The following is a 14,830-nucleotide window of genomic DNA, read 5'->3' as shown; positions in this document are numbered from 1 at the left end:
CGATTGACTTGATGTCGTTGACCGATATTGGGTCGACACCTGCGAAGGGCTCATCGAGTAGAATGAAGTCAGGCTCCATTGCTAAAGCTCTGGCTATTTCCACTCGCCTACGTTCACCGCCTGACAAGGCCATGCCAAGACTATCTTTGATGTGAGTGATGTGAAACTCTTCGAGTAAGGCTTCCATTCTTTGTCGCCTTTCGCTGCGAGAAAGATCTTTTCTAATCTCTAGTACCGCCAGGATATTGTCTCGAACACTTAACTTTCTAAATATTGAAGCTTCCTGGGGCAGGTAGCCGACACCGTTTCGTGCCCTATCATGCATAGCCATGGATGATAGGTCGGTATCATTAACTGATATCTTGCCTTTATCATGCTTAACCAGGCCTACAATCATATAGAAACAAGTGGTTTTACCAGCACCGTTAGGGCCGAGCAGCCCGATCACTTCACCGCTGTTGATAGTCAGGGAAACATCTTTAACTATTTGGCGTTTATCATAGGCCTTGGCTAGGTTTTCTGCTTTTAAAGTTTTCATTGTTGCTCAGGTCTATTGCTTTTGCTCGGCACCGGACTCGGCATTTGGAGCAGGTTCGAGTGGCAGTTTGTTTTCGTTTTCTGGAGAACCTTTTATTAGTGGCACTTCAGTATTTTCCGATGCGGTCTCGGCATTAGGGTAGTAATGAATTTTAACTCGAGACCCTTGGGTCTGATCTCCCTTGGCGCGTATAGCTCTTCGTACAATGTCGTACTCTATTTCTTCACCTGAAAAGGAGTTGTCTTGTTGTACTAACTTAGCTTGGCCGGAAAAACGTAACAAGTTGTCTTTTGCAATATAAGTAATAGAGCTGCCATAGCCATGAGTGTTCGGGCTATCGGCGCTTACTTGTTGTACAAAGTGTGCTGGCTGGCCAGAGGCCTGGATGGTTGTAATGCTGCGATTTGTCGCCTTTACAGAAATATTATCTGCTTCTAGGCGAGATAAACCTTGGGAGATTATGACATTGCCGGTATAGGTTGACGTGCCATTCTGGTCGTCAAGGCTAGCCTGGTCTGACTCTATGGATATTGGAAGTTTACTGCTCGGGTCGATTGCAAAACAAAAAGCAGGCAAAAGGGTTAACAGGGTGGCACGGAGCAAGCTATTTATTGAAGGCATACTGTCCTCTGACATTGCTAAGGAGTTCAATGCGTTTTTCATTAAGCCAGCCGTTTAAGCCGGTTGCTTGAATGACGCTTTGATCTTTCCTAATGGTAACGGCTTGGTTTGATGAGATAAAGGCCTGTTTTCGGTCTATCGATATTTGATCGCTTTCAATGCTCCATGTTTTATCGCTGGGGATAATCTGCTCGATGATGACATTTCCGGAAAGCATTAGTGTATCGCTGTCTGGCTGGATTTCACCATTGTTGGCACTAAGTTGAATTATTTCTCCCTGTTCATTTGAGAGTGTCGCCTCAATGTGCTCGATATCGATTTGGTCAGATTGTGCGTAAAATAATGCGCTTTTACTTTGTAAGTTGGTTGAGAAGCCTTTGTCATCATATAGCGTAAATCTTGCGCCTTCGACGAATGCAGCGGGCCTGTCTGTACCTGCTTCTGATGCGCTTTTTTGGGTATCTTTTATCTTTTCTTCAGAAAATAAAATTAGACCCAGTGCAAGGCAGGCTAGGGCAATGATTAAAGGTCTGTAATGGCTCGGGTTAAGCATAAATAGCCTGTTTTGAGTCTAAGATAAATAGCTCTGGTGGTACGCTTCCAGAAGTCCTTTAGCTTCCAGGATAAGGTCAGAAACTTCACGGACAGCACCTTGGCCGCCAGGGGTTTGAGTGCAATGTGCTGCATGCTTTTTAATAAGGCTATGCGCATTGGGAACTGTGATGCCTAGCTGCACGCTGGTGATTGCAGATAAGTCAGGTAAGTCATCGCCCACGTAACATATTTGGTCAAAGGAAATACCGAGTTCTTCGCTAATTTCACCTAGGGCAATTTTTTTGTCTTCTCTTCCTTGAAGGATGTTTTTAATGCCAAGGTCTTTTGCGCGCCTCGCCGTTAGTGCTGAGGTTCGACCTGTGATAATAGCGACTTCGATATCATGCTTCATTAGTGCTTTAATTCCTTGGCCATCAAGAATATTAAAGGCTTTTAGTTCGTCTCCTTGTGCAGAGAAATAAACACTGCCGCTAGTCATGACGCCGTCAACATCGAGTGCGACGAGTTTAATACTGGCTGCTTTATCTGCAATGTTTTTTGGAAGTGCGTTAAAAGTCATGTTGGTGGCCCTAAAGTCTTAGTTGTGAAGTTGAAGGTGTTGTAACTAGGCAAGTACAGTTTGTTCGTACAATACATAAAGGTAGCCACCATAGATAGCAAGTAATAGCGTGCCGGCTACCGGTCCAAGGCTGTTCTTCTTGGTTGCGTGCTTGATATAAACCATGGCAGCGAGCCCGAAGGTCAGGGCAAACATGAGAGCGTAGTCTCGGAATAGTGTCTCTTCACTAATCGGGATGCCACCCTGTGAGATTGGGTGAAGAAATGCAGGAATTGCTAGCACTGCTAATAGATTAAACAAGTTTGAGCCGATAATGTTTCCCAAGGCAAGGTCGTGATGGCCTTTAAGGGCGCTTGCAATGGAGGCTGCAAGTTCGGGTAGGCTGGTTCCAATGGCAACAATCGTTAAGCCGATGATGATTTTGCTCACGCCGAGCTCGGTAGCGATGCCAACTGCCCCCCAAACCAAAAGCTTTGAACTGGCGAGCAATAGAGCAATACTTATAGCTAGAAGAATGTAGGCTTTTTTTGCAGAGATGGATCTGCTGTCTTCTATTTCATCGATTTCTCCCGCGGGTGCGTTTTGAAGTTTGGCGAGAGCAATGAGTGAAATAAACAAAATTATAGATAGTGCAACACCGTCGAGTGCATCCAGCATGCCGTCACTGAGTAATAGGGTGGCCAAGAAAGTCGCGACCATGAGTACCGGGAACTCAACCTTCAGAATTGCCTTTTTAAGGGGGATGGCCGAGACCAGTGCTGTTGCGCCAAGTACTAGGGCAATGTTTGCGATATTCGAACCGATCGCATTTCCTACCGCAAGGTGACTTGCATTGTCTAGTGCTGCAGTACCTGAAACAATTAATTCGGGAGCTGAGGTGCCGAAGGCAACAACTGTTAAGCCGATCATCATCGGTGTCATGCCAAGGTTGAGCGCTGTAGCGACGGCGCCACTGACGAATCGGTCAGCACTCCAAATAAGAACAATAAGCCCGAGGATAATTGCTAAAGAAAATAGAAGCATAGGTTAGTATCTAATCAATGTTTTTTCTAGGGGTGTAATGAAGGGCCTTAGTATACCTATTAGTGAAGATATCGCCAGGTATTGCAAGCAAGTGATTATGTCCAATTTGTAATTGCAAAGCAATTTGATGAAGATGAGAATTAAGTACAAATAAATTGCTAAATTTCCTTGGCTCTATGAGGCAGCTTTGTTTAAATAGCCAAGCAATGCGTCAGTCGGTGGCGAATTTACTAGGTTTAGGGATAATCTATCTTGGATTCATATATAACAATTAATAATCTCCATTTTGTCAGAGGGCATCGAAGTATTTTCAATGGTGCGACCTTGCATATCCCTCGTGGAAAAGTTACCGCAATAATGGGGCCTAGTGGAACCGGAAAGACTACTCTGCTGAGATTGATCGGTGGTCAGTTACGGCCTGTAAGTGGTGAGATACTGGTTGACGGAGTCGATGTTAGCAAGCTTAAGCGTAAAGATTTGTTTGAAGCTCGTCAGAAAATGGGAATGCTCTTTCAAAGTGGAGCGCTATTCTCCGATCTGAGTGTTTATGAGAATGTTGCTTTCCCTCTTCGCGAACATACTAATCTGCCTGAGGATATCATTCGAGATATTGTCTTGATGAAGCTCCATGCCGTGGGCTTGCGAGGCACAAGAGAGATGATGCCCTCTGAGTTGTCGGGCGGGATGACGCGGCGAGTTGCCCTGGCAAGAACCATTGCTTTGGACCCCGAATTAATTTTGTATGATGAACCTTTTGCAGGTCAGGACCCTATTGCGATGGGAGTGCTGGTTCAATTGATTCGCTTGCTTAATGATGCATTAGGCTTAACGAGCGTGCTGGTTTCGCATGATATTACAGAGTCCCTAAGCATCTGTGATCATGCTGTAATCTTGGCTGACGGTGTTGTCATTGGTGAAGGTTCTCCAGAGGAGCTAAAAACCTCAGGCTCTCCGCTGGTAAAGCAGTTTCTTAACGGTTTGCCTGATGGCCCTGTTCCTTTTCATTACCCGGCTACAGATTTTCGTAGCGAATTGTTAGGGTAGCCCATAGTTCCTTCAAGTGTGAGATTAGCTTAGTGATTGATTTTTTTGTTCAATATGGACGTAAGGGAATAGATTTTTGGGCGGCGATGGGGCGTTCGGGGATTTTCTTGCTCCGTGCTATTTTCGGTTTAACGCCAAACCTCAAAGGCTTTCGCCTTCTGGTCAAACAGTTATATCACGTCGGAGTGTTGTCGCTTGTTATTATTATTGTATCCGGCTTGTTTATCGGTATGGTGCTTGCTTTACAGGGCTACAGCATTCTCGTCGATTATGGTTCAGAACAAGCTGTTGGGCAGATGGTTGCCTTAACACTGGTTAGAGAGCTGGGGCCGGTGGTGACAGCGTTACTGTTCGCTGGCCGCGCAGGTTCAGCTTTAACGGCAGAAATTGGCCTGATGAAGGCTACCGAGCAGCTCAGTAGTATGGAAATGATGGGTGTTGACCCCTTAAAGCGCGTTATTGCACCTCGCTTGTGGGCTGGTTTTATCTCGATGCCGCTTCTGGCTGCAATCTTTAGTATGGTTGGTGTTTTTGGCGGTTTGCTCGTTGGCGTAGACTGGTTGGGTGTTTACGAGGGGTCGTTTTGGGCTAATATGCAGGGCTCGGTAGAGTTTCGTGAAGATATTGTAAATGGCATTATCAAGAGTGTTGTGTTTGGATTGGTCTGTACATGGATAGCAGTGTTCCAAGGATACGATAGTATTCCTACATCAGAAGGGATTAGTATAGCTACCACTAAAACCGTCGTATATTCATCGCTAGCGGTGCTTGGCTTGGACTTCCTACTAACAGCGGTAATGTTTAGCTCTTTCTAAACAATTATTTAAAATAAACTAAACTTTTTAGGGAAAATGACGTCATATGTATGAGAGAACAATAGAAGCGGCTGTAGGGGTATTTATGATAGCCGGATTCGCTGCCTTGGCGTTTTTGGCAATACAAGTGAGTGGTTTAACAAGCGATTCGGCGCGTGATACCTACAAAATATATGCCCAATTTGACGACCTAGGCGGTCTCGCTGTTAGAGGACGGGTGTCATTATCTGGTGTAACGGTTGGAAAGGTTAGCGGGATCAGTCTTGATGAGCAGTCTTACACAGCGCTGGTAGAGATGGAAATATATTCATCTGTTGATCAGCTGTCAGCAGATAGTGTCGCATCGATTCAGACGGCCGGTTTACTGGGAGAGAAGTATGTTGATCTCAGTGTTGGTGGGGAAGAAGAGCTATTGAAAGACGGCGATACCATTTTTGATACGCAGTCTGCGATGAATTTAGAGAAAATTATTGGTGCGTTCGCCTCGGGCCAGATAGATCTCTAATTAATGGTGTAATGACTAGTTTTGGGTAGTTCCTAATCTGGTTCACTTTTATTTGATAAGAATTTAACGTTATGAATAAAGCATTTAAGTTGGTTACTCTTTGGCTGGTTTTGGCGCTTGGTATTGCAGCAGCTCAAGTATCTTACGCAGCGACCACGACCGCAAGTCAGGGTCTGGAGTCTGAAGAAATCAGGCTGACTGTTGAGAAAAATGTTACTGAAGTGTTGGAATTATTTAAGGTAGAAAGGGAATACTACGAAACTGATCCAGAGCGCTTTTTAGCGAGTATGGATGGTGCACTAAATAAAATAGTGGACTTTCGTCGTATCGCTGCACGTGTCATGGGAAAGTATGGCCGCAGGGCTTCTAAGGAACAAAAAAATCGATTTGTTTCGGTTTTTAAAGATAGTTTGTATACGACCTATACCAAAACATTGGTGGAAAGTGGTGTCTTTGATATCAAAGTAACAAAAGCCAAGCTTAATAGCCGTAGTGATAAGAAAGCTGTGGTTGATATGCAAGTGATAACAGATAATGGCACTGTGCTGCCGGTTGCTTATTCGATGTATTTAAATAAAGAAAATCAGTGGCTGATGGAAAACGTAATTGTTTTCGGTGTCAACGTTGGTTTGGCCTTCAGGGATCGTTTTGCTCTTCAATATAGGAAAAGCAAAGGCGACCTCGACTTAGTTATTGATGGGTGGAGTGTCGACCTAGATATTAAGAAACCTGACGGTACTGATATTATCATTACTAAGCCAGAAACGGCTTCTGTAGCCGAGGGTGCCTAAGGTGATATCTATTTCACGCAAGGAAGGTAGTCAGGGCGATATGCTTGAAGCATCACTTGCTGGTTCGTTATCAGAGCGTGAGGCTCGTGAGGCAAAATCATTGCTTCTGAGCTTTGTTCAGGAGTCTTCCTCGGAACACAAGTCTGTTAAAATTGATGTATCTGGCGTAGAGAGTGTCAGTAGTATTGTCGTGGCCATTCTGCTGAGTGGTTTACGTGCCGCTAACAAGCACTCTTGCGTATTATCTTATGTCAATCTTCCTGAATATTTGTTTAATATGGCGCGCGTTGGTGGTGTTGAATCGATCTTGGCGGGCGCTGAATAGCTCTCTGGTGGATCTGCTTAGCCTTTTGCTCTCTAATTAGTGTCTAGAGCTTGGTCTTTTATTAAGGCTATATTGCTCGTTATTCTTGCATGCTTTGTAATAAAGCGGCTTTAGTCCCTTCTGCGATTCCTGTATGATACCGCCTTTTTACGCATGCCTTTTTGTCATGTGTAGCGATATTATTATTTTTCAATCATTAATTAACTGGGTAGTGGGCGAGTATGCAAGCATCAGAAGTTGAAAAGCTAATTCTTGATCAAATGGACGATGTCGAAGTAAGGGTAGAGTCTGACGGTTATCACTACCAGGTTACAGCGATAGGCGAGGTCTTCGCTGGCCTAAGCCCCGTAAAAAAACAGCAGCTAATCTACGCATGCCTTAATAAATATATAATTGATGGGACGATACACGCGGTCATCATCAAAACCTATACTCCCCAAGAGTGGGCTGAAAAAGCTTAGTCTTTTGTTTAGGCATATCTCAGTAGACAAATTTAACAAATACATAGAAGGATGCTTATCGTGGATAAGTTATTAATTGGTGGTGGTGTAAAGCTTGACGGTGATATTCGTATCTCTGGCGCTAAGAATGCAGCTTTGCCCATTCTGGCTGCAGCTTTGTTGGCTGATGAACCCGTTACTGTTGGCAATCTTCCTCATTTACACGACGTCACGACGATGATTGAGTTGATGGGACGCATGGGGGTTGAGTTGACGATCGACGAAAAAATGAGTGTCGAGATAAATGCGTCAACTATTAAAGAACTAACTGCTCCTTATGAGCTGGTTAAAACCATGCGAGCGTCTATTTTGGTACTTGGACCTTTGCTTGCTCATTTCGGTCGGGCGGAAGTATCTTTGCCTGGAGGTTGTGCGATAGGAAGTCGACCAGTGGACTTGCACCTGCGCGGTCTCGAAGCAATGGGGGCCGATATACAGGTCGAAGATGGCTATATTAGAGCTTCTAGCAATGGTCGGCTTAAAGGTGCAAACATCTTTCTTGATACGGTAACTGTAACGGGTACTGAAAACCTGATGATGGCTGCCGCTTTGGCTGAGGGTAAAACCATCCTGAATAACGCTGCACGAGAACCTGAAGTCGTTGACTTGGGTGAGTGTCTGAATGCGATGGGAGCTGATGTTAAAGGTCACGGTACCGCAACGATTGAAATTAATGGCGTTGCATCCTTAAAAGGTTGTCATTATGACGTGCTGCCAGATCGTATTGAAACAGGTACTTACCTTTGTGCTGCCGCTGCGACCTGTGGCCGCGTAAAGCTTAAAGACACACGTGCTGATTTGTTGGAAGCAGTTCTGGTCAAGCTTAAGGAAGCCGGGGCACACATTACCACAGGGAAAGACTGGATTGAGCTGGATATGAAGGGTAAGCGCCCTAAAGCTGTATCAGTGAAAACTGCACCTTATCCCGGGTTTCCAACTGATATGCAGGCACAGTTTGCATCGATGAATTGCGTAGCAGAAGGCACAGGTTCAATTACAGAAACAGTATTTGAAAACCGTTTTATGCATATTCACGAGTTAATGCGCATGGGGGCTGACGTTAAGCTCGAAGGCAACACTGCGATCATTACCGGGGTTGAGCAATTACATGCTGCGCCTATTATGGCAACTGACCTTCGTGCCTCTGCTTCATTGGTAATTGCGGGGCTTGTTGCGAAAGGTGATACGCTTGTTGATCGTATTTACCATGTTGATCGTGGTTACGAATGCATTGAAGAAAAACTGCAGCTACTGGGTGCAAAAATAAAGCGCCTGCCTAGTTAGACGGTGAAGTTTAAGAGTAAAAAATTATGTCAGAGAATCTAATAATTGCTTTGTCAAAAGGGCGCATCTTGAAAGAGACGCTTCCGCTGATTAAAGAGGCTGGAATCGAGCCGCTAGAAGATGTCACCAGTAGTCGAAAGCTGATTTTTGATACCACTGTAGAGAATGTGAAAATGATTATTCTCCGGGCCACCGATGTGCCTTCATATGTTCAATTCGGCGGCGCAGATATCGGTGTTACCGGAAAAGATGTCCTAATGGAACATGGCGCGGATGGCCTATACGAGCCATTAGATTTAGGTATTGCCAAATGCAAGTTAATGACTGCTGCGAAAAAAGGTAGTGTTAGCCCTAAGGGAAGAATTCGTGTTGCCACTAAGTTTGTAAACCTGGCTAAAGCATTCTATTCGCAGCAAGGTATTCAGACTGACATCATCAAGCTGTATGGGGCGATGGAGTTGGCGCCCCTATTAGATTTAGCTGATGAAATTGTCGATATCGTCGATACCGGAAATACCCTAAAAGCAAATGGCTTAGAGCCAAGGGAAATGATTCACCCTGATATTACAACTCGTCTTGTTGTGAATCGTGCGTCAATGAAAATGAAGCACGCACAAATTCAACCAATTATTGAAAAAATGAAGAAAGCCGTTAAATAAAGCTATCAAAGCTGACCTTCGGTGAGTTATGACTATTAACACAGGAAAATCTCAATGGTAGATATTAAACGTTTATCCAGTACTGATGATAATTTTGAAGCTGCTGTAAAGCAATTGGTTGCATGGGATGATCAGCTTGATCATGACGTTCATGCGACGGTCAAAACGATTCTGGATGACGTTAAATCTACTGGCGACGATGCCTTGGTTAAATACACTTCTAAGTTTGATGGTTTGAGTGTTGGAAGTGCCTCTGAGCTAGAGATTCCAAAGGCACGCTTAATGGAAGCGCTTCAAAGCCTACCTACCGATCAAAAGCAGGCTTTGGAGATCTCTGCACAGCGGGTAAAAGGCTATCACGAAAAACAGAATCAGGGTTCTTGGGACTTTACTGAAGTGGATGGCACGCGCCTTGGCCAGCGAGTAGTACCACTTGATAAGGCAGGTTTGTATGTGCCAGGTGGTAAAGCGGCTTATCCTTCGTCTGTTTTGATGAATGCTATTCCTGCAAAGGTAGCAGGTGTGCCTGAGGTCATCATGGTGGTGCCAACACCTAAGGGTGAAGTTAACGAGCTTGTATTGGCAGCTGCGGCGCTTTCCGGCGTCGACCGTGTCTTCACTATTGGGGGGGCTCAAGCGGTTGCAGCCTTAGCTTACGGTACAGCGACTGTTCCAGCAGTCGACAAAATTGTTGGGCCAGGAAATATTTTTGTGGCGACCGCCAAGCGAGAAGTATTTGGTACCGTTGGTATTGATATGATTGCCGGTCCTTCAGAGATTCTTGTGATTTGCGATGGGAAAACTGACCCAGACTGGATTGCAATGGACCTGTTTTCACAGGCAGAGCATGATGAAAACGCTCAGCCTATTTTGATATCACAAGACGAGCAGTTTTTAGATCAGGTTGAAGCCAGTATTAGCAAATTGTTGCCAACGATGGAGCGTGAGGAAATAATCACAGCATCGCTGGTATCCAGGGCAGCATTCATTAAGGTCGACTCTCTGAGCCAAGCGGCTCATGTTAGCAACCTGATAGCACCTGAGCACCTGGAGTTATCAGTAGAAGATCCCGATGCCTTGTTGACAGAGATTCGCCATGCAGGCGCAATCTTTATGGGCCGCTATACCGCCGAAGCGCTTGGTGACTATTGTGCTGGACCTAACCATGTATTACCAACTTCTGGAACTGCACGCTTTTCTTCGCCTCTAGGTGTGTACGATTTCCAGAAACGCTCTTCGATTTTGCACTTCTCAGCAGAGGGTGCAAGTGAGTTAGGGAAGGTGGCATCGGTACTTGCTCGTGGTGAAGGATTGACAGCCCACGCTCGTTCCGCTGAATATCGCATCAAGTAGCTTAGGTCCGTAATCATGTCGGTTAACTTACAAGAATTGAGTACCTATCTTCAGCAATATTTATCGGTTGATAAGATTAAGGACTATTGCCCGAACGGTATCCAGGTAGAAGGTCGAGCTTCTGTTAAGCGAATCGTTGGTGGAGTAACCGCCTCCCAAGCATTAATAGATGCGGCAGTAGAGCAGAATGCTTGTGCTATTTTGGTTCATCATGGTTACTTTTGGAAAGGTGAAGCTCAGCCTATTACGGGTATTAAGAAAAAGAGAATTAAGCAGTTACTTGTCAACGACATTAGTCTCTTAGCTTACCACCTACCTGTCGATATTCATGCAGAGTGTGGAAATAACGCTCAGCTCGCGCTGCGTCTTGGTATCGATATAACGGGGCCACTGGAACTCGGAAACCCGCGTTCTGTGGGGCAGGTTGGTCGCTTAGATAAGGCGGTAACAGTTGAGCAGTTTTCCGAGCATGTGACTAACAAGCTAGGTCGCCAATGCGAGTTTGTTGGTGAGCCTAACCGGTTAATACAGAATATTGGGTTTTGTACTGGTGCAGCCCAGGGGATGATTGACCTTGCAGTGAGTCAGAACCTTGATGCTTACCTAAGTGGTGAGATATCCGAGCCAACCGTTCACGTCGCAAGAGAAACCGGGGTCGCCTATTTCGCCGCAGGCCATCATGCGACCGAGAAAGGGGGGATTCAAGCACTTGGGCAACATTTACAGGAAAAGTTTGATATCGAGTTTGAGTTTATCGATATCGATAATCCAGTTTAATGGCCTAGATTCTTGGTGGCTCTTTAACAAGCAGCTCTTCTTCTTGCTCCGAGCTAACTTCTTTTTTAGTAATGCCATAAGTTTCTGACAGTGTGCCTGTGTCGGCGTCGCTATTCTTTGGAGCATAGTCCATAGGTGGTGTGTAAACTTCAGCGCGGGGTTTCTGTGCAGCACTATCAGTACTTGCGTTAGATTGGCCGATTGCGAGAAAATCTTCAGCTTGCTCTTCATTGCACAAGCGGCTTGCGCCTTTGGCGAGCTGCTCATGCACCTCTCGGTAGCTTTTATTGAGGGTGTGTACAGCTTGCGCGGTATCCATAAAGTGTTCACTGACCTCAGCCTGGTACTTTTCATGACGAGCCTGTAGCTCGGCTAATTTTTGTTCCAAACGTTTATTCTTACTTGCTTCGCCTTGGACAGATCGATGAAAGACCGCTCCCACGACAATGCCTAAAAAGAACAGACCCACACCCGACAGAAGTTGAATCATTGTTTCGCTCACAGACTACTCTCACTCTTATGGCTAACTAGAAATGTTAGTTATATAAAAAACTAAAATATAATAGATTGATACTAAAACCTCTTTAGTCTGAAGACAATAGCAAATAGTTTTTTAATCGAAAATTGACCTAGGCGGCAACAAGCCTCAAAATAGCCGCTTTTTTAGGCCTCTGAAAAAAGTTTCACAGAAAAGCTTCCAGAGTTAGTTTTACTCGTATTAGGATTTTTCGAATATGTCGTCTTTACCGCTCTCTCCCTTGCAACGTTATTTACAAGATTTGCAAAAGGAAGGTTTCGTTAAAGACCCTGCACAGAAAATGGCGGTAGATAGACTGCAAACGCTGTATGAAAATCTAATTTCAGATGAAGCAGAGCGCAAGCGCTTAGCCGGGAAGTGGTTTAACAAGTTTTCTAAAAAGAAGCCAGAGCCTGTCAAAGGGCTTTACTTCTGGGGCGGGGTGGGTCGTGGTAAAACTTATCTAATGGATAACTTCTATGAAAGCCTGCCTTTTGAGCAAAAAATGCGCATTCACTTCCATCGCTTTATGCAAAGGGTTCACCAGGAGCTGACTACGCTTGAAGGCGAAAAGAACCCATTGCATATCGTTGCGAAGAAGTTGAGTGATGAGGCCCGTATAATTTGCTTCGACGAGTTTTTTGTTTCCGATATCGGTGATGCAATGATTCTTGGCGGTTTAATGCAAGAGCTTTTTGCGAACGGTGTTTCCCTTGTATGTACTTCAAACATTGTTCCAGATGGTTTATACAAGGATGGCCTACAGCGTGATCGCTTTCTGCCTGCTATCGATCTTGTTAACAAGTACACCGAGGTTGTGAATGTTGATGGCGGTAACGATTACCGCTTACGTACACTTGAGCAGGCTGAGCTTTATCATTTTCCTTTAGACGCACAAGCCGATATCAATTTGGATAAATACTTTAAACAGCTCGCTGTTGAAGCAGGTTCACACGAGCTAGAGCTTGAGATTAATGGTCGCCCTCTTAAAGCGCTACGGCACGCTGACGATGTTGTTTGGTTTACATTTTCCGAGCTTTGCGATGGACCTAGAAGCCAGAATGACTACATTGAGATCGCAAGAGAATTTCACGCAGTGATCGTGAGTAACGTCCCTCAGATGAGTATCGATACAGATGATCAGGCGAGGCGCTTTATCAATATGGTTGATGAATTTTATGACCGCAGCGTTAAGGTGATTATCTCTGCTGAAGCGCCTATCCATGAAATTTACCAGGGCGGCAAACTTAGCTTTGAGTTCGAACGTACAGAAAGCCGTTTGTTAGAAATGCAAAGTCACGAATATCTAGAACAGGCGCATAAAGCTTAATAATGCTCAATGTAGGCAGAGCCTTCCTCGACTCGCAGGCGGTTTGGCTTCGGGCAGACACCATACAGATTCATTGCGAGGGAGCGAGCCCCCTGCCTACAGAAATAGATACGCTATTGCCCCTATAAAGTCGGCGTTTTCTGTAGACCCTTTCTAAGCTTGCAATAAATGATCAACTTTATTGCTATGAAATATCATTGAGACCTTCGCTTAGCCAGCTATCCTAATAATGCGTTTTCCATTCAATGGACGAACAAATTTTATAGGATAAGTACAATGACAAATGAAGCCCTAATATTTGACGCGATTCGCACACCTCGGGGCCGAGGTAAAGCGAGCGGCGCTCTTCATGAAGTAAAACCGGTAACACTTCTTTCAGATTTATTAAACGCTCTTCAACAGCGCAATGGTTTCGATACAGCTGAGGTTGACGATATCGTCATGGGCTGCGTTACCGCTGTTGGCGACCAAGGTGCTGATATCGCAAAAACTGCAGCATTGGCTGCAGGATGGAATGATGATGTTGCAGGTGTTGTCCTTAATCGCTTTTGCGCATCGGGGCTCGAGGCGGTTAACACCGCTGCAATGAAGATTCGTTCAGGTTGGGAAAATCTCGTGGTCGCTGGGGGTATCGAGTCTATGTCACGAGTCCCGATGGGGAGCGATGGTGGTGCTTGGGCAATGGACCCCGAAACGAACTTTAAAACGGGTTTTATGCCGCAGGGCATTGGTGCAGATTTGATCGCTACCTTGGGTGGATACTCCCGTGAAGACGTCGATGCCTTTGCTATGCGTTCGCATCATAAAGCAGCGGCGGCTTGGGAACGCGGCTCTTTCGAAAAATCTGTGGTGCCGGTCGTTGATCGTAATGGTATCGAAATTTTAGCGAACGATGAGTTGGTTCGGGCGGATGCATCCATGGAGACCTTGGGTAAGTTAAAAGCTTCGTTCCAGATGATGGGCGAGATGGGCTTTGACGGTGTTGCTCGTCAGCGTTATCCGCAAGTTGAGTCAATCAATCACATCCATTCACCTGGTAACTCCTCGGGTATTGTTGATGGTGCTGCAGCTGTCTTAATTGGTAGTGAGGCTGCTGGTAAAAAATTCGGTATGGAACCACGGGCTCGTATTGTTTCTACAGCTGTTGTTGGAACTGACCCGACGATTATGCTCACAGGTCCTGCGCCCGCTGCACGAAAAGCACTTAAAGTAGCTGGCATGGACGTTAAGGACATCGACTTGTTCGAGGTGAACGAAGCATTCGCCTCTGTGGTCATGCGCTTTATGGACGAACTAGAAGTGAGTGAAGAAAAAGTAAATGTTAATGGCGGTTCAATCGCGATGGGTCACCCTTTAGGCGCAACAGGCGCAATCATTTTGGGTACGTTACTAGATGAGCTCGAAGCGCGTGACTTAAAGACTGGTCTAGCGACCTTGTGTGTCGGCGGTGGCATGGGTATCGCAACGATTATCGAAAGAGTTTAAGAGGAGAACGGCCGTGAGTATAAATAACAACACGAGTTCAGTGATTGTAGAAAAAGATCAAGATAATATCGTTCACTTAATTCTTGATAAGCCCAATTCCGGTGCCAACTTAATGGACCAGGAATTTACAGACTCCTTATGCGCAGCAG

General features: G+C 45.3%; 18 protein-coding genes. 12 read left to right on the top strand and 6 right to left on the bottom strand.

The features are described from left to right. From lptB to A3735_RS13465, 5 genes are all read right to left on the bottom strand, one after another. The coding region (lptB, locus tag A3735_RS13485) for an LPS export ABC transporter ATP-binding protein (protein WP_068638161.1) at positions 1 to 538 on the bottom strand (538 nt) is incomplete at its 3' end. Positions 539 to 550: 12 nt separating this feature from the next. After that, complete coding sequence (lptA, locus tag A3735_RS13480; protein WP_068511162.1) at positions 551 to 1,159, bottom strand: lipopolysaccharide transport periplasmic protein LptA; 609 nt, start codon at positions 1,157 to 1,159, stop codon at positions 551 to 553. Further along, the gene (lptC, locus tag A3735_RS13475; RefSeq protein ID WP_068511160.1) at positions 1,143 to 1,712 is read right to left on the bottom strand and encodes an LPS export ABC transporter periplasmic protein LptC; all 570 of its coding nucleotides are present in this window, start codon (positions 1,710 to 1,712) and stop codon (positions 1,143 to 1,145) included. The genes lptA and lptC overlap by 17 nt, the downstream gene beginning before the upstream one ends. Positions 1,713 to 1,730: 18 nt before the next feature. Further along, complete coding sequence (locus A3735_RS13470; RefSeq protein ID WP_068511157.1) at positions 1,731 to 2,273, bottom strand: HAD family hydrolase; 543 nt, start codon at positions 2,271 to 2,273, stop codon at positions 1,731 to 1,733. Positions 2,274 to 2,318: 45 nt separating this feature from the next. Next, on the bottom strand, positions 2,319 to 3,296 hold the full coding sequence (locus tag A3735_RS13465; protein WP_068511153.1) for a calcium/sodium antiporter: 978 nt from the start codon (positions 3,294 to 3,296) through the stop codon (positions 2,319 to 2,321). Between the two features lie 249 nt (positions 3,297 to 3,545). Here A3735_RS13465 and A3735_RS13460 point away from each other — a divergent pair, with 249 nt between their 5' ends. The 10 genes from A3735_RS13460 (at position 3,546) to A3735_RS13415 (ending at position 11,349) form a co-directional block, all read left to right on the top strand. Continuing rightward, positions 3,546 to 4,340, top strand: a complete 795-nt coding sequence (locus tag A3735_RS13460) for an ABC transporter ATP-binding protein (RefSeq protein WP_197475971.1) — start codon at positions 3,546 to 3,548, stop codon at positions 4,338 to 4,340. Between the two features lie 32 nt (positions 4,341 to 4,372). Then, the gene (gene mlaE, locus A3735_RS13455) at positions 4,373 to 5,155 is read left to right on the top strand and encodes a lipid asymmetry maintenance ABC transporter permease subunit MlaE (RefSeq protein ID WP_068511149.1); all 783 of its coding nucleotides are present in this window, start codon (positions 4,373 to 4,375) and stop codon (positions 5,153 to 5,155) included. A gap of 46 nt (positions 5,156 to 5,201) precedes the next feature. Continuing rightward, complete coding sequence (gene mlaD, locus A3735_RS13450; RefSeq protein WP_068509377.1) at positions 5,202 to 5,660, top strand: outer membrane lipid asymmetry maintenance protein MlaD; 459 nt, start codon at positions 5,202 to 5,204, stop codon at positions 5,658 to 5,660. A gap of 71 nt (positions 5,661 to 5,731) precedes the next feature. Continuing rightward, positions 5,732 to 6,451, top strand: a complete 720-nt coding sequence (locus A3735_RS13445; RefSeq protein ID WP_068511147.1) for a phospholipid-binding protein MlaC — start codon at positions 5,732 to 5,734, stop codon at positions 6,449 to 6,451. A gap of 1 nt (position 6,452) precedes the next feature. After that, positions 6,453 to 6,776, top strand: a complete 324-nt coding sequence (locus A3735_RS13440) for a lipid asymmetry maintenance protein MlaB (protein WP_068511145.1) — start codon at positions 6,453 to 6,455, stop codon at positions 6,774 to 6,776. A gap of 221 nt (positions 6,777 to 6,997) precedes the next feature. Then, positions 6,998 to 7,237, top strand: a complete 240-nt coding sequence (locus A3735_RS13435) for a BolA family protein (protein WP_068511143.1) — start codon at positions 6,998 to 7,000, stop codon at positions 7,235 to 7,237. 60 nt (positions 7,238 to 7,297) lie between these two features. Then, a complete protein-coding gene (gene murA / locus A3735_RS13430; protein ID WP_068511140.1) occupies positions 7,298 to 8,560 on the top strand; it encodes a UDP-N-acetylglucosamine 1-carboxyvinyltransferase in 1,263 nt (420 codons plus the stop codon). Between the two features lie 26 nt (positions 8,561 to 8,586). After that, complete coding sequence (gene hisG / locus A3735_RS13425; RefSeq protein ID WP_068511138.1) at positions 8,587 to 9,219, top strand: ATP phosphoribosyltransferase; 633 nt, start codon at positions 8,587 to 8,589, stop codon at positions 9,217 to 9,219. 48 nt (positions 9,220 to 9,267) lie between these two features. Continuing rightward, on the top strand, positions 9,268 to 10,572 hold the full coding sequence (gene hisD / locus A3735_RS13420) for a histidinol dehydrogenase (protein ID WP_369808150.1): 1,305 nt from the start codon (positions 9,268 to 9,270) through the stop codon (positions 10,570 to 10,572). A gap of 15 nt (positions 10,573 to 10,587) precedes the next feature. Further along, positions 10,588 to 11,349: a Nif3-like dinuclear metal center hexameric protein gene (locus A3735_RS13415; RefSeq protein ID WP_068511135.1), complete on the top strand. Its 762-nt coding sequence runs from the start codon at positions 10,588 to 10,590 to the stop codon at positions 11,347 to 11,349. 4 nt (positions 11,350 to 11,353) lie between these two features. Here the strand turns inward: A3735_RS13415 and A3735_RS13410 are convergent, their stop codons facing one another. Further along, on the bottom strand, positions 11,354 to 11,851 hold the full coding sequence (locus A3735_RS13410) for a YhcB family protein (protein ID WP_068642351.1): 498 nt from the start codon (positions 11,849 to 11,851) through the stop codon (positions 11,354 to 11,356). Positions 11,852 to 12,083: 232 nt separating this feature from the next. Between A3735_RS13410 and zapE the strand changes: the two genes are divergently transcribed. Together zapE and A3735_RS13400 are read left to right on the top strand one after the other, a co-directional pair. Further along, positions 12,084 to 13,196 (top strand): cell division protein ZapE, encoded by a 1,113-nt coding sequence (gene zapE / locus A3735_RS13405; RefSeq protein ID WP_068511131.1) that lies wholly within the window; start codon positions 12,084 to 12,086, stop codon positions 13,194 to 13,196. Positions 13,197 to 13,472: 276 nt separating this feature from the next. Next, positions 13,473 to 14,681 (top strand): acetyl-CoA C-acetyltransferase, encoded by a 1,209-nt coding sequence (locus tag A3735_RS13400; protein WP_068511130.1) that lies wholly within the window; start codon positions 13,473 to 13,475, stop codon positions 14,679 to 14,681. The last annotated feature ends 149 nt before the right edge of the window (positions 14,682 to 14,830 follow it).

The organism is Oleiphilus sp. HI0061 (assembly GCF_001635675.1).
The sequence above is the reverse complement of the archived record's forward strand: the minus strand, read 5'-3'. Positions and strand labels throughout refer to the sequence as shown.